12 protein-coding genes are annotated in these 18,866 nt (G+C 61.2%); 7 read left to right on the forward strand and 5 right to left on the reverse strand.

Translation table 11 applies throughout. The annotated features are described in order from the left end of the window. Window positions 1-476 precede the first annotated feature (476 nt). A complete protein-coding gene (locus tag ET418_RS07245; RefSeq protein WP_149306935.1) occupies window positions 477-1,811 on the forward strand; it encodes a L,D-transpeptidase family protein in 1,335 nt (444 codons plus the stop codon). 116 nt (window positions 1,812-1,927) lie between these two features. Here the strand turns inward: ET418_RS07245 and ET418_RS07250 are convergent, their stop codons facing one another. Beyond that, the gene (locus ET418_RS07250; RefSeq protein ID WP_149306936.1) at window positions 1,928-4,312 is read right to left on the reverse strand and encodes a penicillin-binding protein 1A; all 2,385 of its coding nucleotides are present in this window, start codon (window positions 4,310-4,312) and stop codon (window positions 1,928-1,930) included. A 332-nt stretch (window positions 4,313-4,644) separates the two neighbouring features. Here ET418_RS07250 and ET418_RS07255 point away from each other — a divergent pair, with 332 nt between their 5' ends. The 3 genes from ET418_RS07255 to ET418_RS07265 all read left to right on the forward strand — a co-directional run bounded on the left by ET418_RS07255 (window position 4,645) and on the right by ET418_RS07265 (window position 8,824). After that, window positions 4,645-5,856: a c-type heme family protein gene (locus tag ET418_RS07255; RefSeq protein ID WP_149306937.1), complete on the forward strand. Its 1,212-nt coding sequence runs from the start codon at window positions 4,645-4,647 to the stop codon at window positions 5,854-5,856. 76 nt (window positions 5,857-5,932) lie between these two features. Continuing rightward, window positions 5,933-6,346, forward strand: coding sequence for an NADH-quinone oxidoreductase subunit A (locus ET418_RS07260; RefSeq protein WP_149306938.1), 414 nt, complete (start codon window positions 5,933-5,935; stop codon window positions 6,344-6,346). Window positions 6,347-6,454: 108 nt separating this feature from the next. Then, window positions 6,455-8,824 carry an NADH-quinone oxidoreductase subunit B/C/D gene (locus ET418_RS07265; RefSeq protein ID WP_149307248.1) on the forward strand — a complete coding sequence of 790 codons (2,370 nt, stop codon included), beginning with the start codon at window positions 6,455-6,457 and terminating at the stop codon, window positions 8,822-8,824. Here ET418_RS07265 and ET418_RS07270 read toward each other — a convergent pair. Next, window positions 8,742-9,962, reverse strand: a complete 1,221-nt coding sequence (locus tag ET418_RS07270) for a response regulator (RefSeq protein ID WP_149306939.1) — start codon at window positions 9,960-9,962, stop codon at window positions 8,742-8,744. The genes ET418_RS07265 and ET418_RS07270 overlap by 83 nt on opposite strands. Further along, window positions 9,952-13,842, reverse strand: a complete 3,891-nt coding sequence (locus tag ET418_RS07275; protein ID WP_149306940.1) for a PAS domain S-box protein — start codon at window positions 13,840-13,842, stop codon at window positions 9,952-9,954. Before ET418_RS07275 ends, ET418_RS07270 begins: the two co-directional genes overlap by 11 nt. A 256-nt stretch (window positions 13,843-14,098) precedes the next feature. On the opposite strand from ET418_RS07275, the gene murA reads away from it, so the two are divergent. The 3 genes from murA (at window position 14,099) to hisD (ending at window position 17,645) form a co-directional block, all read left to right on the forward strand. Continuing rightward, window positions 14,099-15,352, forward strand: coding sequence for a UDP-N-acetylglucosamine 1-carboxyvinyltransferase (gene murA / locus ET418_RS07280; protein ID WP_149306941.1), 1,254 nt, complete (start codon window positions 14,099-14,101; stop codon window positions 15,350-15,352). 163 nt (window positions 15,353-15,515) lie between these two features. Further along, complete coding sequence (hisG, locus tag ET418_RS07285; protein WP_149306942.1) at window positions 15,516-16,163, forward strand: ATP phosphoribosyltransferase; 648 nt, start codon at window positions 15,516-15,518, stop codon at window positions 16,161-16,163. A gap of 192 nt (window positions 16,164-16,355) precedes the next feature. Continuing rightward, window positions 16,356-17,645 (forward strand): histidinol dehydrogenase, encoded by a 1,290-nt coding sequence (gene hisD / locus ET418_RS07290; protein WP_149306943.1) that lies wholly within the window; start codon window positions 16,356-16,358, stop codon window positions 17,643-17,645. 105 nt (window positions 17,646-17,750) lie between these two features. Here hisD and ET418_RS07295 read toward each other — a convergent pair whose 3' ends face one another. Next, window positions 17,751-18,449: an LrgB family protein gene (locus tag ET418_RS07295; RefSeq protein WP_218043380.1), complete on the reverse strand. Its 699-nt coding sequence runs from the start codon at window positions 18,447-18,449 to the stop codon at window positions 17,751-17,753. A 1-nt stretch (window position 18,450) separates the two neighbouring features. Then, the gene (locus ET418_RS07300) at window positions 18,451-18,864 is read right to left on the reverse strand and encodes a CidA/LrgA family protein (RefSeq protein ID WP_188055400.1); all 414 of its coding nucleotides are present in this window, start codon (window positions 18,862-18,864) and stop codon (window positions 18,451-18,453) included. Window positions 18,865-18,866: the final 2 nt, after the last annotated feature.

Genomic DNA, 18,866 nt, shown 5'->3' on the forward strand with positions numbered 1-18,866 from the left:
TCTCACAACTTCCTGCTATTCGGTTTTCAAAGACCAGATGCGTTCCGTGACAGACGAACAAAGTACTAAATCAAGCCGACATTGTCAAGAAGTTTTTTCCGGCCAAACTCCTTTTTTTCCGCCCCCAACGACTCGGCAAAACTCTCCGCGTCAAATGGGACGCTGGTTATAACAACTATCACTCCCACCGTCAATACCTTTTTTTGTTCTTTTCTCTGTTTTTTTCGATAACCCCAAAAAATATGTTGTTAATCCGACAGTTGAATCGACAATAAAATCACTCGAAGGAACGGTTGTCGAATATACGACGCGTCTTGCGCTCCGAGCGCGGCCCAAAAATCCTCAGCAGGCGCATGGGGGGAGCCAGGAAGTATCCGCACATTTTATCTCTTATATATAATGAGCGGGGGCACACACTCCAACCGACCAACTTAACTGTTGCCAATCTTCCGGGATATATTGTACATACAGGGCTTATGAAATTCCCTGCCCTCCCCCGTATCTCCGTCATGGGCGCATCGCGCCTTGTGTCCTTCGCTGCACTTTTTCTGATAACGCCCGGCGCTTGGGCCGATACTCGCCAGGATGCCCTTCTGGCCGTTTCGCACCTTCGGGCATCCGGTTTCGGCCGACAGATGCCCGATGAGATGAAGAGCGTGGATGCCACCTTCTCCCTGGCCGAGCGCCATTATCAGAGGCAGGAGCACGACATGGCCGAGCGCTATTATCTGCTCACCCTCCAGAAGGTACGTGTCATTCAGGAGACGTTGCCCGCCATCCCGCCAGCGGAAGCCGCCGGGAGCGACCAACCCCGGAACGCTGCGGCGGTACCGCAGCCAGCCAGCCAGCCCGAAGCAGTGCCACCCCACCCCCCGGTGGCGGCAGTACCGGCCGATCCTCTGCCCGGTATCACACCGGAGCAAACGATGGCCAGTCAGGAGCCGGCTGTTCCCACCCAGGACGACGCCCCCACCGTGCATGACGACTTCGTATCGGCAAAGGTCGTGGGAAGCGCCAACGTCTATACCGCTGTCAAGGGCGATACCTTGCGGCTGGTCGCGGCAAAGCTTGGGGTCAGCCGCCAGCACCTCATAGCGGCGAACAAGCTGGACGCCAAGGCTTCCCTCAAAATCGGGCAGAGACTGAAATACAACAACCGGAAGATCATCCCCCAGAGAATGAAGGACGGCATCGTGGTCAATATCCCCGACCGCACCTTGTACTACTTCCGCCAGGGGAAACTGGTCACCTCGCTCCCGGTAGCGGTCGGCACCGGGAAGAAGAGCGACAAGTTCGATTGGCAGACTCCGGTCGGCAAATTCAAGATAACGGGGAAACAGAAAGACCCCACCTGGCACGTCCCCGCCTCTATCCGTTCGGAGATGGAGGAGGAAGGGAGGGAGGTCATCACCAGCATCCCCCCCGGACCCGGCAACCCCTTGGGGAGATACGCCATAAAGACCTCAATCCCCGGGATACTGATTCACAGCACCATCAAGCCCTGGTCCATATACGGCTTTGCCAGCCATGGCTGCATCAGGGTGTCACCGCTCAGGATGGAGGGATTCTTCAACGAGGTCAAGGTCAATACCCCCGGTGAGATCATCTACAAGCCGGTAAAGATGGCCGTTACCGAGCAGGGGAGAATCCTTCTGGAGGTGCACCAGGATGTGTACAAAAAGGGGCTAAAGCCGGATGTGGAGGCTTGGAATCTCATCAGGAAATACCGGCTGTCCGAACGCATCGACCGGGACAAGGTAGAGGCGGTCATCAGGCAGCGGTCGGGGATTGCCGAGGATATCTCGTTGTAGCGGGTGTACCCGCGAGCACGGGTGCGACAATTAATCCTTTCAGAACAGCAAAGGGGGGCGCGAACGCCCCCCTTTTATTTTTTACTATCGTACCAGCGTCCGGCCCCACCCCGGCCTTATTCCTCTTTTTCCGCCGCGGGCGGACGGGCGGCTGCCCCCCCGCCGTCGCCGTCATAGCCGGTCGGCTCGCTCCCCTTGACAAAACATTCCATGACCGCCCCCGGGGTTCCCTCCTTGGCCAGTTTGCCGGTACGGGGGTTGATCAGCACAAAGGTGACATTATCCGGGGCCTCGAAATCCATGACCGGCATTCCCGCCGTCGCTTTCCTCATGAATTCGGCCCAGATCGGCGCAGCCGCCTGTCCGCCCGACCCGCCGGCGCCCAGGGAGCGTTCCTGATCGTAACCGACCCACACGCCGGTCACCAGTTGCGGGATGTAGCCGACGAACCAGGCATCCTTACCTTCGTTCGTGGTACCGGTCTTGCCGGCCACGGGACGCCCGATGATGGCGCGAGAACCGGTGCCGCTGGCGACGACGCTCTGCATCAGGTTGGTGATGACATAGGAGGTCTCGGGCGAAACGGCCGGAATCGCGGCCGGCGGCTGGTTTTCCTGAAGTACGGTCCCGTCGTTGTCCGTAACCTTGGTGACGAAATACTGGGGGATCAATTGCCCCTTATTGGCAAACACCGAGTAGGCTTCGGTCAGCTCGAAGGGGGACACGGACGCGGCCCCCAGGGCCAGGGCCAGGTTGGCCGGGATCTGGGAGGTGAAGCCGAGCTTCTTGGCGTAATCCGCCGCATACTGGGCGCCGATCTGTTCCATGATCTTGACGCTGACGATGTTGATGGAGTAGGTCAGCGCCTCGCGCATGGTTACCGGTCCACGAAAGGTGTTGTCGTAGTTCTTCGGTTTCCAGGTTCCGCCGGCGCCGTCCGGATATTCCACCTCGGAGTCCTCGATGATGGTGGCCGGGGTCAATCCCTTGTCGAGGGCTGCGGCATAGATGATCGGCTTGAAGGCCGACCCGGCGTTGCGCTTGGCCTGGATGGCCCGGTTGAACTGGCTCTTGCGGAAGTCGTAGCCGCCGACCATGGCCTTGACCGCCCCGGTACGGGGATCGAGGGAAACCAGGGCCGCCTGCACCTCGGGGGTTTGATCGAGGGCGAATTGGGCTCCCTCCTTGTTGACCTCCGGCGAGACGACCGACACCTCGATCACCGAGCCGAGGGCCAGGTTCTTGTTCCCCTTCTCCGGCTTGCCGTAGCTGTTGATCATCCCCACCCTGCCGGCCCAGGCCATATTCTTGCGGGTCAGAACGCCTTTACGATCCCCAACCCTGACGATGGCCTCACCCTTCTCGGGGACGAATCCCACTACGACCCCCTGATAGCTCTCGCCGGTCTTGAGGGTCGCGGAATCGATACCATCCTCGACCTTGGCGCAGAACCCATCCACCTCGGATTCGCCAAGGTATTTGGTTGGTCCGCGGAACCCCTGGCGCTTGTCAACCGCCTTGAGGCCGTTCCTGAGGCTTTCGTAGGCCGCCCGCTGCATGTCGGCATTCATGGTGGTGTAGATCTTCAGGCCACCCTTGTAAAGCTGATCCTCTCCGTACTTCTCCTCAAGCTGGATGCGCAGATGTTCGAGGAAATAGGCCGACTGCTCGTTGTTGACCTTTTTCATGGAGCGGATCTCGATCGGCGTATTCTTGGCGTGATCGGCCTCGGCGGTCGTGATGTACCCCTCCTTCACCATCCGATCCAGAACATAGGCCTGCCGCTCACGGGCCTTGTCCAGGTGCTTGATGGGGGAATAGGCGTTGGGCGCCTTGGGAAGCCCGGCCAGCATGGCCATCTCGGCCAGGTTGAGCTGATCGACGTTTTTGCCGAAATAGGTTTCAGCCGCCACCTGGACGCCGTAGGCCCCGCCCCCCAGGTAGATCTGGTTCAGGTACAGGTAGAGGATCTCGTCCTTGGAGAGCTTTTCCTCCATGCGTTTGGCCAGTATGGCCTCTTTGATCTTGCGGGAAAACTTCTTTTCCGGGGTCAGCAGCATGGACTTGGTCACCTGCTGGGTGATGGTCGAGGCCCCCTCCTTCTTGCGCATGGAGAGGAGGTTTTTGAAGGCCGCCCGTACAATCCCCAGGTAATCGATCCCCTTGTGCTGGTAAAAACTGGAGTCCTCGGCCGCCACGAAGGCCTGGATCAGCTTGCGCGGCATCTTTTCCACCGGCACCACGATGCGCCGTTCCAGATAGAATTCCCCCACCAGGCTGCCGTCGTCGCTAAAGACCTGGGAGACGATGGGCGGTTTATAGTCCGCCAGACGGTCCACCCGTGGCAGGCGCGCCATCAGATAGAATACATACCCCGTTGCCCCGAGCAGCCCAACAATGCCCAGCGTAACGGCAAACAGCGCCAGGGCCGGCAAAATCCCCCTGCCCCTGCCCTTGGTTGATGTTGATGTTGATGTGGATGCGGGTGCCTTCCTGTCCATATACCTACTCCCCGGCTATGCGCCGTGATTCCCGATTCGTTGTGCATCAGTGCAAATTCTGATGCAATCTTTTCAAAATAGCCCATATCACCACGAGAATTCAAGCATAATAACGAAACCACATTACCCTTGCCAAGCCTCGAAGAGCAGTTATAATCAGTCTGAATCCGATGTTGCCTGCATGGCGGATCGAGTGACATGCAGGGGTCGATCGCCGCCCACGAAAAACCATCCCGGCTTTGTCGGGAAAACTCCGCCGTCGCGGATTCAGACACCATGCAAACGACACATGAAGCGTGGGACAACGGGGACGGCAGGGCCGGGGAACCTCCATGAGAATGCTTTCTGACCGCAGCGTCAACACCAAATTCAACATCATCGCCGCCCTCCTCCTCGCGGCGCTGTTCCTGAGCCTGGCCTACAGCAACTATCGCCGGGAGCAGGCGCTCATCCTCACCACGGCCGTGGACAACGCCCGTTCCATCGCGCACCAGATCATCGAAACCCGGGACTATCTTTCCCAGAGCGTCACCAACGAACCTGAACACAACTACAACCTCATCCCCCAGGTGGCCGCCACCCAGATCGCCAAACGCCTCACCAGCGGGTCGCGCTACTATGTCCGCCAGATATCGTTACGCTACCGCAATCCGGGCAACCGCCCCGACAGCTTCGAGACCGCCCAATTGGCGACTTTTCGCGATACACAGGCCAGGGAGGTCTGGCAGGTGGCGGGTGAAAAAGGGAAGAAGGCCCTGCGCTACCTGCTGCCCATGAAGGCCGATCAATCCTGTCTGGCCTGCCATGGCACCTATGACACCGCGCCCCGTTTTGTCCGGGAGCGCTTCCCGCGGGGGCATTATTCCTACGGCTACCGGGTGGGCGAGGTGATCGGCGCGGTTTCGGTGTCGGTTCCCATGGAGGGACTGTACCACGAGGTCGGTACCAACCTGGCCTTCGACCTGCTCTACGACGGCGCGGTTCTCCTCGCCTTCGTCCTCGTCAGCGGCTGGCTCATCCGCAGGACGATCCTGACACCGGTCAAGAACGTCGCCGAGAGTATTGCCGACGTGGCCCGCACCGGTAATTTCTCCGAGCGACTCACGGGGCGGGGCAACGACGAGATCGGCGAACTGATCGGATCGTTCAACGAACTGATGGCGGAGTTGGACCGCAAGACCCTGCAGCGGAAGGAGTCGGAGGATCGCTACCGCAACTTCATCGAGATCGCCCAGTCCCCCATCGTCACCTTCGTGGGGGACGGCAAGATCGTCATCTCCAATCAGAAGGCGGAAAAGCTCTTTGGCCTGACCAAACAGGAACTGCTCGGCCAGTGCATCTTTGAATTCATGGAAAACGGAGAGGCGTTACGGGCCGGGGTCGAAGGGTATTTCAGTTCTGGCAGCAGCGACCTGATCGGCGCCACGGTGCGACAAACGGTGCGGGATGTGTGTGGTAACCCCTTTGAGGTGGACATGGTCATCTCCGTCTCCCAGGCTGATCAGAACCCGATCTTCAGTGCCATACTGCGACCACTCAAATAGCAGGTTGTGCATCCTGTTCCGGCAACTCACGTTTCACGTTTGAAGCGACACGAATATCTGCTATAGTTTCCTCACTATGGTATCCGACCCACTGTATCAACTTGCCCTGTACGCCCTGGTGACCGTTGCCCTGATCGGCGTTTTGCTGTTGGCTGCCTGGTGGCTCGGAGCAAAGCGCACGACGCCCGCCAAGGAGACCCCCTACGAATCGGGGGTTCTGCCCACCGGCAGCGCCCGTCTGGCATGGCCGGTCCCTTTCTACCTGGTGGCCATCTTCTTTATCGTGTTCGACGTGGAGGCGGCCTTTATCTTCACCTGGGCCTCGGCCTGGGACCTGCTCGGTATTGCGGGCCTCACCCAGATCACGGTCTTCATCGTCATTTTAGCCGCCGGCCTCCTCTGGCTCTGGCTTAAAGGCGGACTGGACTGGGGACCTTCACGGGAGAGAAACGCAGAGTTTTCGCAATCCCTGCGCAAGTCTTCGGAATAACTTGTGCGGCGTAGCGCTGCTACGCCTCCGCGCCCTTCCTCGACAACCTTGATCTTGCAAAAACTTTGCGTTTCAGAGGTACCAGCCTTGTACGATACACCGGACAACATCATCCCAACCCCCGACAACATCATCCTGACTCGCCTCGACGACCTGATCAACTGGGGGCGGGCCAATTCCCTCTGGCCCATGTTCTTCGGTCTCTCCTGCTGCTTTGTGGAGATGATGACCTCCTTCACGTCGCGCCACGACATCTCCCGCTTCGGGGCCGAGGTGCTGCGGGGGACCCCCCGCGAGGCGGACGTGATGGTGATCGCCGGGACGGTTTTCAAGAAGATGGCCCCCTCGATCCTGAACCTCTACGAGCAGATGGCCGAGCCGCGCTGGGTGATCTCCATGGGGAGCTGCTCCAATTCCGGCGGCATGTACGACGTGTACAGCGTGGTGCAGGGGGTGAACCAGATCCTGCCGGTGGATGTGTACGTGCCCGGCTGTCCGCCACGGCCCGAGGCCTTCCTCCAGGGGCTGATGCTGCTCCAGGAAAAGATCAAAACCGGGGAGCGCCCGGCCCGGCCGGTCCTGCACCTGGCCGGGGGCTATCAGGGGACGACCGTCCCGGTCCTGAGGGACGGGGAGACCAAATTCCGGGACACCCGCGGCCCAGGCATGGCGGCCATCCCCGCCCGTGGTGCCGCCGTGGGGCATCCCGCCATGTTCCAGCCCCGCTCGGACGCGCAGTGGCGCCCCCCCGCGCCCCGGCACCCCTACCCGGATTTCGGGCTTCCCGGAGAGATCGGCACGCTCTTCGGCGACCGGGTCGCCATCGACGAGACCGCCACCGACATGCTCACCCTGCGGGCGCCGGCCGAACTGGTGCCCGACCTGCTGCGCCATCTGAAAGGGCGCCCCGGCGCAGCCTTCAAGCGCCTGGAGGACATCGCCGCCGTGGACGACTCCCTCCGGCGGGACCGCTCCCGGTACCGGGACTTCACCCTCAACTACCACCTGCTCTCTTTCGACCAGCCCGGCTACGTGCGCGTCAAATGCGAACTAACGGGGAAATCCCCGGAAGCGCCCAGCGTGACCCCGGTCTTCCCGGTTGCCGACTGGTACGAGCGGGAGGTGTTCGACATGTTCGGCATCCGCTTTGGCGGCCACCCCAACCTGCGGCGCATCCTGATGCCCCATGACTGGGAGGGGCACCCCCTGCGCAAGGAGCACCCCTTCCGCGCCACGGAGATGGCGCCCTACACCGTGGATGACGCCCGCCGCCATGCGCCGCTGCCCGCCTCGGACTTTTTCGAACGGATCAACGAGGGGGAGATGGTGCTCAACCTGGGGCCGCAGCACCCCGGCACCCACGGCATCATCCGCTGCATCCTCAAGCTGGACGGGGAGGAGATCCGCGACATCGACTTCGACATCGGCTATCACCACCGGGGGGCCGAGAAGATCGCCGAGCGCCAGCACTGGAACCAGTTCATCCCCTACACCGACCGCATCGACTACCTGGCCGGGGTGCAGAACAACCTGGCCTATGTCACGTCGGTCGAACGGCTCTGCGGTATCCAGGTGCCCGAGCGGGCCCAGTATATCCGCGTCATGCTGGCGGAACTGTTCCGCATCGCCAGCCACCTGGTCTGGCTCGGGACCTTTGCCGCCGACGTGGGGGCCATGACGCCGGTCTTCTATACCTTTACCGACCGGGAACTGATCTTCGACATCGTGGAGATGATCACCGGGGGGCGCATGCACCCGGCCTGGTTCCGCATCGGCGGCGTGGCCGAGGACCTGCCCGAAGGGTGGGAGGCGCCGGTGAAGCGGTTTCTGGAATGGCTGCCGCCCCGACTCAAGGAGTACGAACAGCTCGTGGGCGGCAACCCGATCTTCCGGGCGCGGCTCAAAGGGGTCGGCGTCATCTCGGCGGAAGACGCCCGGGAATGGGGACTTTCGGGGCCTAACCTGCGCGCCTGCGGCATGGAATGGGATTTACGGAAAAAGATGCCCTACGGCGGATACGAGCGGTTCTCGTTCGATGTGGCCGTGGCCGAAGGGGGGGACTGCTGGGCGCGCTATCTGGTGCGCATGGAGGAGATTCGCCAGTCGCTCAGTCTGGTGGAACAGGCAATGAACGGGATGCCCGACGGCCGCTGGATCACGGACGACTACCGCTACGTGCTGCCCCAGAAGCCGGACACCCTGAAGGACATCGAGTCCCTGATCCACCACTTCGTCAACAGCACCCGGGGCATGACGCCGCCCAAGGGAGAGACCTACGCCGCCATCGAGGCCCCGAAAGGGGAGAACGGCTACTTTGCCGTCTCGGACGGCCTGAATATCCCCTACCGGATGCGCATCCGCACCCCCAGCTTCCCGCACATCCAGGCGCTGCCGGTCATGAGCCGCGGCTGGCTGGTGGCCGACTTCCTGGCAATCCTGGGCTCGGTGGATTTCGTCCTGGCCGATCTCGACCGCTAACAGGGGGTTGCGCGTCCAGGGGCAGGGGCAGTTGGCGCGTATGCACCCCGCGGGATGGCGGTTCTTGAGACTGGCTGGCATCGAAGATCTCCGCGAACTCATCCTTGATCTCATCGAACGTGGCCAGGACGTGGGGATCGAAATGCTCCGGCATCGTCCTGCCGTCGCCGTTCAGGATGATGTCGCAGGCCGTTGCATGGTCAAAGGCCCCCTTATAGACCCGCTCGCTCCGCAAGGCGTCATACTGGTCGGCCAGCATGGTGATCCGGCCGGCAATGGGGATGGCTTCCCCCCGCAGGCCGTAGGGATAGCCGCTGCCGTCCCAGCGTTCATGATGGCTGGCCGCGATGGTCGCCCCCATCTGGAGCATGCTGTGGGCCGACCCCTGGAGGATCTTCTCGCCGATGACCGTATGCTGTTTGATGGTCTCGAATTCGGCGGATGTCAGTGCCCCCGGTTTGAGCAGGATCGAGTCGGGGATGCCGATCTTGCCGACGTCGTGCATGGCGCTGGCAATGTGGATCTGCTCGATGAAGGTGTCCGACATACCCAGGGCTGTCGCCAGTTTTTTGGCATACAGGCCGATGCGCAGGATGTGCAGCCCGGTGTCCTCGTCCCGCAACTCGGCCGCCGAGGTGAGCCGTTCGATGATCTCGCGGCTCATCTTCGTCAACCTCCGCAGGGCCTCGGCCAGTTCCGAAGTCCGCTTCTCCACCGTGATCTCCAGCTCCCGCTTGTAGTTCTTTTCGATCTGGGTCAGATGCTTATAGTGGACCCCCTTTTCCACCGTATGGATGAGATAGGGGGGGCTGTACGGTTTGATGATGAAGTCGAAGGCCCCTTTCTGGATGGCTTTGACGGCCGTATCCAGGTCCGCGTAGGCGGTCATGAGCACCACCGGCGTCTCCCGGTCCAGGAAACGGATCTTCTCCAGAAGCTCGATGCCATCCATATGGGGCATGTTGATATCGGTCAGGACCAGGTCCACCGGCCGGGTCACGAACTGCTTGACCGCTTCGTGGCCATTGGCAAAGGCCTGGACCGTGAAACCGTATTCGTCGAGAAGCGTCGAGACGCTCTCCAACACGAAGCGGTCGTCGTCAACCACAAAGATGTTCCCGGTTGTTTCACTCCCCATGGCCCAGCACCTCGCGAATTTTCATAAGCAACTCCTTGGGCATATATGGTTTGGCGATGAAAGGCAGGCTTTCATCCAGGACCTCCTGCGAACGGACGATCTCCTCCGTGTACCCGCTGGTGAAGAGCACCTTTACCCCCGGATTGCCGGCACGGATGGCCTCGTAAACCTCCCGCCCCTTCATTCCCGGCATGATGACATCCAGGATGAGCAGGCCGACCTGGTTGCTGTATTCATAGAACCTGTCCAGGGCCTGCCGACCGTCTTCGGCCTCAATAACCGAATAGCCGAACTCCTCCAGCACCTCCCGGGAAAAACGGCGGGTCGACTCGTTGTCGTCGGCCAGGAGGACCACCTGTTTTCCGGCCTGGGGAGACACCCGGGGCGCCTCCTGTTCATCGTCACGGGACTCCACGTCCGAACAGGGGAGATAGATGCGGAAGGTCGTTCCCTTCCCCTTCTCGCTGGTGCACACAATGCATCCGTTGTGCTTTTTGACGATGCCGTAGGCGATGGAAAGACCGAGCCCGGTTCCCTTGCCGGTCCCCTTGGTGGTAAAAAACGGCTCGAAGATATGGCTGATCGTCTCCTCATCCATGCCCTGGCCGGTGTCGGAGACCGTCAGTACCGCAAAGCGGCCGGGCTGACCGAGCCCGTTCATGACGGCAAACGAGCTGTCCAGGTCCACCAATGCGCTTCCGATGGCGATCTTGCCCCCGTCCGGCATCGCATCCCGTGCGTTGGCGGCCAGGCTCATCAGCACCTGTTCGATCTGGACGCTGTCAACCATGACCGGCAGATCTTCAACGGCCAGGCGGGTGGTGAGGTGGATGTCTTCGCTGATCAGCCGATGGAGCAGTTTCTGCACCCGCTCGACGATCTCGTTGAGGTTGATGTGGCGGGTGATCGTATGCTGTTTGCGGCTGAAGGCCAGAAGCCCTTTGGTCAGACTGGAACCGCGCTCGGCAGTGGCCAGGATCTGCTCCACCCCATTCCGCATGGGATTTTCCTCCGGCAGCTTGATCTGCATGATGCTGGCATAACCGATGACCGCCGTCAGGATATTGTTGAAGTCATGGGCGATGCCGCCGGCCAGTTGCCCGATGGCCTCCATCTTCTGGGAGTGGTGCAGTTCGCTCTCCAGCCGCTTGCGCTCGGTAATATCCTCGTTGATGGCGATAAAGTGGGTGATCAGACCTTTTTCATCCCTGATCGGCGCTATCATAGCCTGTTCCCAGTACAGTTCGCCACTCTTCTTGCGGTTATGAAATTCCCCGCGCCATTCGCGCCCGCCCAGGATCGTCTCCCAGAGCAGGCGGTATTCCGCCGGGCTGGTGGTGCCGGATTTGAACATGCGGGTGTTCTGGCCGACCGCCTCGGCGGAGGAATATCCGGTAACCTCGCTGAAACGGGGGTTGACGTATTCGATGGCGCCGCCCGTATCCGTGATGATGATGGAAGCCGGGTTTTGCTCCACGGCGACCGAAAGTTTCCTCAGGCTTGCCTCGGCCTTCTGGCGCTCCGACAGTTCCCGTTGAACCGCACCATAGAGCTGGGCATTGTCCAGGGCCACGGAGGCCAATTCGGCGAATTGCATCAGGATGGCCATCTGCTCGTCATCGAACAGCTGCCCCTCCTTGAGGAACGCCAACCCAAGCACGCCGACCACCCTGTCGTTCGACTTCAGCGGGACGCCGGCCACGGCCCGCAGCACGATGCGGTCGGCGTCGGGAAGCCGGTGTTCCCATTGGCTGTAATTGTCGACCTGAAACGGTTCCCCCGTTGTCCAGACCAGGCCCGCGATCCCGTCATGGGGCCCGATGGAGCGGTGCACAAAACCTTCAAAGACCCCGCTCTGGCAGACCATGTCCATTGCCGTCCCCTGCCCGTTCAACAGGTAGACATAGCAATGTTCGGTCCCCACCAGCTTGCCGGCGCGAACGAGGATCGCCTGCAGGAGGCTGGGCGCGTCCAGGCGCCTGACAAGCCCCAGGGAGGTCTCGTGGAATGCGGTCAGGTATTCGTTCTGGCGGCGCAAAAGTTCGTCGGCTCGCTTGCGGTCGCTGATATCCCGGGCCACGGCCATGAGCGCCTTGTCACCGTCGAAATCGATCAGGCGGGCCTTCACCTCCACCGGCAGGGTGACGCCGCTCTTGCAGCGCTGGCAGGTTTCGAAGGTGATCTGCCCCAACTCCATGACGAGGGCAAACCGCTCGGGGTTGTGCACGGCGTACTCGGGAGTATCCAGATCCCCTACCTGCATGCCGATGAACTCCTCGCGGCAGAACCCGTAACGGTTGCACGCCTCGTTGTTCACCTCGAAGATCCTGCCGTCCTTGTGGGTAATAAAGATTGCGTCGCTGGACTGCTCGAAGAAGAGCCGAAATTTTTCCTCGCTGACGATGGTGGAGAGTTCGGCGCGCTTCAGGAGCGTGATATCGGAGAAGCTGCCGCGCAAGCCGACATAGGCGCCGTTCTGGCCGAAGACCGGCCGGCTGAGATAGTTCGTCCACCGTACCTCGCCGCTCTTGGTGACGATTCGGAACTCCAGGGGCTCGACGGAGTCGGCGGTTGCACCTTCCCGGTACTGCTCATCCCAATGTTCCCGGTCATCCGGGTGGATAATGGAACTCAACAGGCCGGGCGCGGCATAGAACTCCTCGGGGCTGTACCCGGTGACGTCGCTGCAGCTGGGAGAGACGTAGTGCATGGTCCCGCAGTCCGGGGCGACCCAGAAGACCATCTCCGAGGAGAAATCCACCACCGTGCGATACAGCACCTCCCGCTTGGCAAGCTCCTCCTGCTGCTGGTCCACCTCCTTGAGCAGACGGTTGAAGGCCTGGGCCAGTATGGCCGGTTCATCGTCACCCACGGCGGGAAAGAGGCGGTCGTCGCCTGTTTTGGTCGAGAGGGTTTCCACATGCCCGGCGAGGGCCAGAATCGGCGCGGTCAGCCGGGAGAGGACACGCCGCAGCAGCAGGGCAGCGAGCAGGGCAATCGGGACAACGATCCCCAGGAAAAGGGCATTCGCCTTTTGGATCGGCTCATAGGCCTGGGCGATGGGATAGTTTGCCGCGATAATCCAGTTCTTGCTCTTGAGGTGCTTGAACGACGCCAGCGTGCGAACCCCGCGGGAGGTTAGCGTCTCGTCGGTGCCGTCAAAGCCTGCAATGGCGCGGTCCAGCAGCGGGTTGGCACCCGGGAGGGGCGTTCCCTTCACACCCACCAGGGGATCGGAATGAAACAGGGTGACCCGGTCGGTATTGACGACGTACAGGTAGCCGTTCTTGCCGATCCTGACATCGGAAAGCTTGCCCAGGAATGGGGAGCGGGTCAGGTCGATCCCCCCCCCTACTACCGCGATCAGGACGCCCTCCTCGTCGAACACCGGGGCGGTGAACATCAGGGCCGAATGATGGTGCTCCTGGGATGACACATAGGGGTCGGAAATAATCGGTTTCCGTGTGGCAAAGGTCTTTTTCAGGTAGTCGCGGTAGGAAAAGTCTTCCCCCGAACGCTCCAGCCCCTGGGGCAACTCCGCCATCAGGCGGCCGTGCCGGTCGAAAATGAAGAAGCCGTTATCGAAGGTGGCAAGATATTCACCTTCCCCCCTCAGGAATTCCAGCGCTTTTTGGGGGGTGGAGATCGTTTCGGGCGTGGCCATGCGGGCGATGGCGACCAGCGACTCGCTGGTGGAGGCCACCTGCCGGTCGATCTCATCCGCCAGAACCGAGACGATCTGGTACTGCTGTTCGGAGACCCCCTCCTTGATGCGCGACTCGAGGATCCTTTGGGAGAGCAAAAGAATCCCAGCCAGCACACAGATGGAGAGGATGGGGTACACAAGGCTTACTTTCGTTTTGAGGGAAAGGGTCCGCATCGCAACGTTTCCGGAATCAATGGTGTTTTCGCGCCGAGCGCATCATTACGCGGCATCTATTCAGGCACAGGTTCGAAATCATAGCATAGTTATTGAGCCGAACCCAAAAATAAAAAACCACTCATCTGCCGGAACGTGTCGCCCGCCTTCTATGCCGGTGCTTCATCGCCCGGCTTCAGGCCAACTTTTTCTTGGACAAGGTGTATCCCATCGAGTAATATGGATCGAATAACTATCAATAAAAGGGAGAAAAAGGGTGGATAAGCTTGTCATCAAGGGTGGGAAAAAACTAGCGGGCGAGGTGCGGGTCAGCGGTTCCAAGAACGCCTCCCTGCCGATCTTCGTGGCCACCATCCTGAACTCCGGGATGAACCAGATCAGCAACGTACCCTTCCTGCGCGACATCAACACCACCATCAAGGTGCTGGAATCCCTGGGCGCCACCATCGAAGGCAACGGCAACATCGTCAGGATCGACTCCGCCGGTATCCGCAACCACGAGGCAACCTACGAACTGGTAAAAACCATGCGCGCCTCGGTGCTGGTCCTGGGGCCGCTTCTGGCCCGCTTCGGCAAGGCCAGGGTCTCCCTGCCCGGTGGCTGCGCCATCGGCGCCCGCCCCATCAACCTGCACCTCAAGGGGCTCCAGGCCCTGGGGGCCGAGATAAACCTGGAACACGGCTATGTGGAGGCCAAAGCCCGCCACCTGAAAGGGGCGCGGGTCAACTTCGACATATCCACCGTGGGGGGCACCGAGCACCTGCTGATGGCCGCTGCCCTGGCCAAGGGGGAGACGGTCCTGGAGAACGCCGCCCGTGAGCCGGAGATCGTCGATCTGGCCCAGATGCTCAACCTCATGGGAGCCAAGATCGAGGGAGCCGGAACCGACACCATCCATATCCAGGGGGTCACCGAACTCTCCCCCGTTTCCTACTCCGTCATGCCGGACCGCATCGAGGCCGGCACCTTCATGATCGCCGCGGCGATCACCGGGGGCGACGTGAAGATCCACGGCATGAAGCTGGAGCATCTGGACGCGATGGTCTTCAAGCTCCAGGACGCCGGGGTGGAGATCACGAGCCACGACAACGTGGTGCGGGTCAAGGCGCCCAGGAAGATCCGCAGCATCAACATCAAGACCCGCCCCTACCCCGGCTTTCCCACGGACATGCAGGCCCAATTCATGGCCCTCATGTGTGTGGCCGACGGGGCGAGCGTCATCAGCGAGAACATCTTCGAGAACCGTTTCATGCACGTCTCCGAGCTCCAACGCTTCGGGGCGGACATCACCATTGAGGGGAACAGCGCCACAGTCAAGGGGGTCAAGAAACTCTCCGGCGCGCCGGTCATGGCCACCGACCTGCGGGCGTCGGCATCCCTGATCCTGGCCGGCCTGGCCGCGGACAACGTCACCGAGATCTCCCGCATCTACCACCTGGACCGGGGGTATGAGTCCATCGAGAAGAAGTTGGCGGGGCTGGGAGCGGATATCAAAAGAATCAAAGAGTGACGATAAATAGGTACCACCCCCGGCCCCTCCTAAACTAGGAGGGGAGGAAAAACGCCCAGTTCTTCCCCCTCCTTGATAAGGAGGGGGGCAGGGGGTGGTTGAATCCCCAAATTCCCTTCTCCCCCCCCCGCTGGGGGGAGGAGCTAAAACGAAAAGGTTCCCTATGAACGACTGGATTACAATCGCAATTCCGAAGGGCCGCATCCTGGAAGAATCGGTGGAACTGTTCGGCAGGATCGGCATCGACTGCCGGGAACTGCTCTCCGACTCCCGCAAACTGATCTTTGAGAATGCCGAACAGCGCATGCGCTATATGATCGTGCGCGCCACCGACGTCCCCACCTACGTGGAGTACGGCAGCGCCGACCTGGGCATCGTGGGCAAGGACACGCTCATGGAACAGGGCAAGGACCTGTACGAACCGCTGGACCTGAAGTTCGGCTACTGCCGCATGATGGTGGCCGAGCCGGTCAACCTGGCCAAGAACGACGACCCCTCCGGCTGGTCCCATATCCGCATCGCCACCAAGTACCCCCACGTGGCCGAGACCTATTTCGCCTCCAAGGGGATTCAGGTGGAGATCATCAAGCTGTACGGCTCCATCGAACTGGCCCCGCTGGTGGGGCTCTCCGAGCGGATCGTGGACCTGGTGTCCACCGGCGAGACCCTGCGCCAGAACGGCCTGGTGGAGGTGGAGAGCATCGCCGAGATCACCACCCGGCTGATCGTCAACCGCGCCAGCCTCAAGACCAAGTACGAGCGGATCACCCACATCATACAAGGGCTGGAAAAAGAGCTTCAGTCCGCATAAACCTAAAATAAACATTTGCACCACAAAGACACAAAGAACACTAAGTAAAATCAGTCGTTTGTCTTACCAAAGTCTTGCACCTGATTGGTTCGGTTTTTTGTTTTCCATAAGCATCTGAATTTCTTTGTGCCCTTTGTGTCTTTGTGGTTATTAACTACCGCATTCAGGATGAACGCTGTAAAGAGGGACTCCATGCTATTTCTCGATATACGCGACAACGATTTTACTGAGAAGTTCGGCGCCATCCTCGCCCGGGGCGAAGAGACCGGCCGGGAGGTGGAACAGACCGTGCTCGGCATCATCGCCGACGTGCGCAAGCGGGGCGACGCAGCCGTGCTGGAGTTGACCCGGCGCTTCGACCGTCTGGAGGCGGCCTCCGTGGCCGAGCTGGAGGTCACCCCCGCCGAGATCGAGGCGGCCTTCGCCCAGGTTGCAGAGGCGGACGCGGCGGCGCTCAAGCTGGCCGTGGAGCGGGTGGCCCGGTTTCACGAAAAACAGAAGCAGCAGACCTGGATCTCCACCGAGGAGCCGGACATCATGCTGGGGCAGAAGGTCACCCCCCTGGCGCGGGTCGGCATCTACGTCCCGGGCGGCAAGGCCAGTTATCCCAGCAGCGTGATCATGAACGCCGTGCCGGCCCGTGTGGCGGGCGTCGGCGAGATCATCATGGTGGCCCCCACGCCGGGGGGACAGATCAACCCCCACGTGCTGGTGGCGGCCAAACTGGCCGGGGTAGACCGTATCTTCCGCATGGGCGGGGCCCAGGCGGTGGCGGCCCTGGCCTACGGCACCGAAACAATCCCCAAGGTGGACAAGATCACCGGGCCGGGCAATATCTATGTGGCCACGGCCAAGAAGCTGGTCTTCGGCCAGGTGGGGATCGACATGATCGCCGGGCCGAGCGAGATCCTGGTCATCAACGACGGCAGCGGCAACCCGGTCCACATCGCGGCAGACCTCCTCTCCCAGGCCGAACACGACGAATTGGCCTCCTCCATCCTCATCACCACCGACCGCGCCTTTGGCGAGCGGGTGGCGGCCGAGGTGGAGCGCCAGTTGGCCCAACTCTCCCGAGAGGCCATCGCCCGCGCCTCGTGGGACAAGTACGGCGCCGTCATCGTGGCCGCAGACCTGGACGAGGTCATCGCCTTCTCCAACCGCATCGCGCCGGAGCATCTGGAACTGGCCGTCGCCGATCCCTTCGCCATCCTGTCCCGCATCACCAACGCCGGGGCCATCTTCATGGGGCACTGGACCCCCGAGGCGGCGGGCGACTACCTGGCCGGGCCGAACCACACCCTGCCCACCGGCGGCACGGCCCGCTTCTTCTCCCCCCTGTCCGTGGACGACTTTGTGAAGAAATCCTCCATCGTCTATTTCTCCGAAGGCGGATTGAAACGGCTGGGGAGCGACATCATGCGCATCGCCGGGCTTGAAGGGCTGGAGGCCCACGCCAAGTCGGTGGGTAAACGACTGGAATAGACGAGAGGCACTATCGAAATGATACAAAAAGCACCCGGAGGCGATCCGGGTGCTTTTTTTGTGTGCTCGCGGAGATGCGCCATGCGCCGCCCTGCCATGGCTCACCTACTTGCCGGCCATGCCCAGGCAATAGACCAGCACGGGAGCCGCCAGCACGTTGAACAGACCGACGAGCACCATGACCAGACCGGCGATGGCGCCGACCTCCTGATCGATCTGATGCGCCTTTGCCGTCCCGGCTCCGTGAGCCCCCATCCCCAGGAGGGCTCCTCGCGAAAAGACCGAGCGCAGCGGCAGATAGTTGATCAATCCCTCGCCCAGCGCCGCGCCCAACACCCCCGTGAGCACCACGAACACCGCGGTAAGCCCCGGCGCGCCGCCGATGTCGCCGGAAACGGCCATGGCGAATGGCGTGCTCATGGAACGAGGCAGCAGGCTCAGGCGCAAGCTGTCATTCAGGCCAAGCAGGTTGGAGAGTTCCCACGAGGAAACCACCGCCGTTATGCTCCCTGCCACCACGCCCACCACCAGCAGCACCCAGTGCCGGCAGATCAAAGCGCGCTGTTCATAGATGGGCACGGCAAAGGCGACGGTCGCCGGGCCGAGCAAGGCGACCAGCCAGTGGGTGCCCCGGATATACTGCGCATAGCTGACGTGGAACAGAAGCGTCGCCAGGATGAGCAGCACCGGAGTAATGAACAGCGGCGACGACAACATGCACGACTTGCGCCGGTACAGGGCTTTCCCCAGGGCATACAGCCCAATGGTCAGCACGGACCAGAACGCGGCCTGAAACAATGGCATATTACTTTGCAACATCCACATCCTCTTTTCCCAACCGATAACAGAGATCGATAGCCCCCGCCGTAACCGTCATGACGGTAAGCGTCCCCAGCACGATCACCGTGAGGATCTTCAACCCCAGCAGCCCGAGAAATTCCGGGTGGTCCAAAACAGCCAATACCGCCGGGACAAAGAACAGCAGCATCTCGGCAAGATACCACTCGGCCCCCCGGCGCACCGTCCGAACCCGGAGCCGTTTGCCGACCAGCAGGACCAGCATGATCAACAACCCGACAATCGCGCCGGGGATCGCAATGCCGGTGATGCGTACGATGGCTTCCCCCAGTGCCCAGAACAGCAAGATAACCAGAGCCTGAAACGGACGGCTCAAACGGAAGCGCCGCAGCCAGAGGCTCATGTGTTGATAGATGGTCATAC

The organism is Oryzomonas rubra, from assembly GCF_008369015.1.
Taxonomy (GTDB): Bacteria; Desulfobacterota; Desulfuromonadia; order Geobacterales; family Pseudopelobacteraceae; genus Oryzomonas; species Oryzomonas japonica.

Bases quoted from the DNA above. Each gene is read 5' to 3' on its own strand.
- ET418_RS07245 (WP_149306935.1), top strand. From the start codon at position 477: ATGAAATTCCCTGCCCTCCCCCGTATCTCCGTCATGGGCGCATCGCGC.
- ET418_RS07255 (WP_149306937.1), top strand. From the start codon at position 4,645: ATGAGAATGCTTTCTGACCGCAGCGTCAACACCAAATTCAACATCATC.
- ET418_RS07275 (WP_149306940.1), bottom strand. From the start codon at position 13,842: ATGCGGACCCTTTCCCTCAAAACGAAAGTAAGCCTTGTGTACCCCATC.
- ET418_RS07300 (WP_188055400.1), bottom strand. From the start codon at position 18,864: ATGACCATCTATCAACACATGAGCCTCTGGCTGCGGCGCTTCCGTTTG.
- hisD (WP_149306943.1), top strand. From the start codon at position 16,356: ATGCTATTTCTCGATATACGCGACAACGATTTTACTGAGAAGTTCGGC.
- hisG (WP_149306942.1), top strand. From the start codon at position 15,516: ATGAACGACTGGATTACAATCGCAATTCCGAAGGGCCGCATCCTGGAA.
- ET418_RS07270 (WP_149306939.1), bottom strand. From the start codon at position 9,962: ATGGGGAGTGAAACAACCGGGAACATCTTTGTGGTTGACGACGACCGC.
- ET418_RS07250 (WP_149306936.1), bottom strand. From the start codon at position 4,312: ATGGACAGGAAGGCACCCGCATCCACATCAACATCAACATCAACCAAG.
- ET418_RS07260 (WP_149306938.1), top strand. From the start codon at position 5,933: ATGGTATCCGACCCACTGTATCAACTTGCCCTGTACGCCCTGGTGACC.
- ET418_RS07295 (WP_218043380.1), bottom strand. From the start codon at position 18,449: ATGCCATTGTTTCAGGCCGCGTTCTGGTCCGTGCTGACCATTGGGCTG.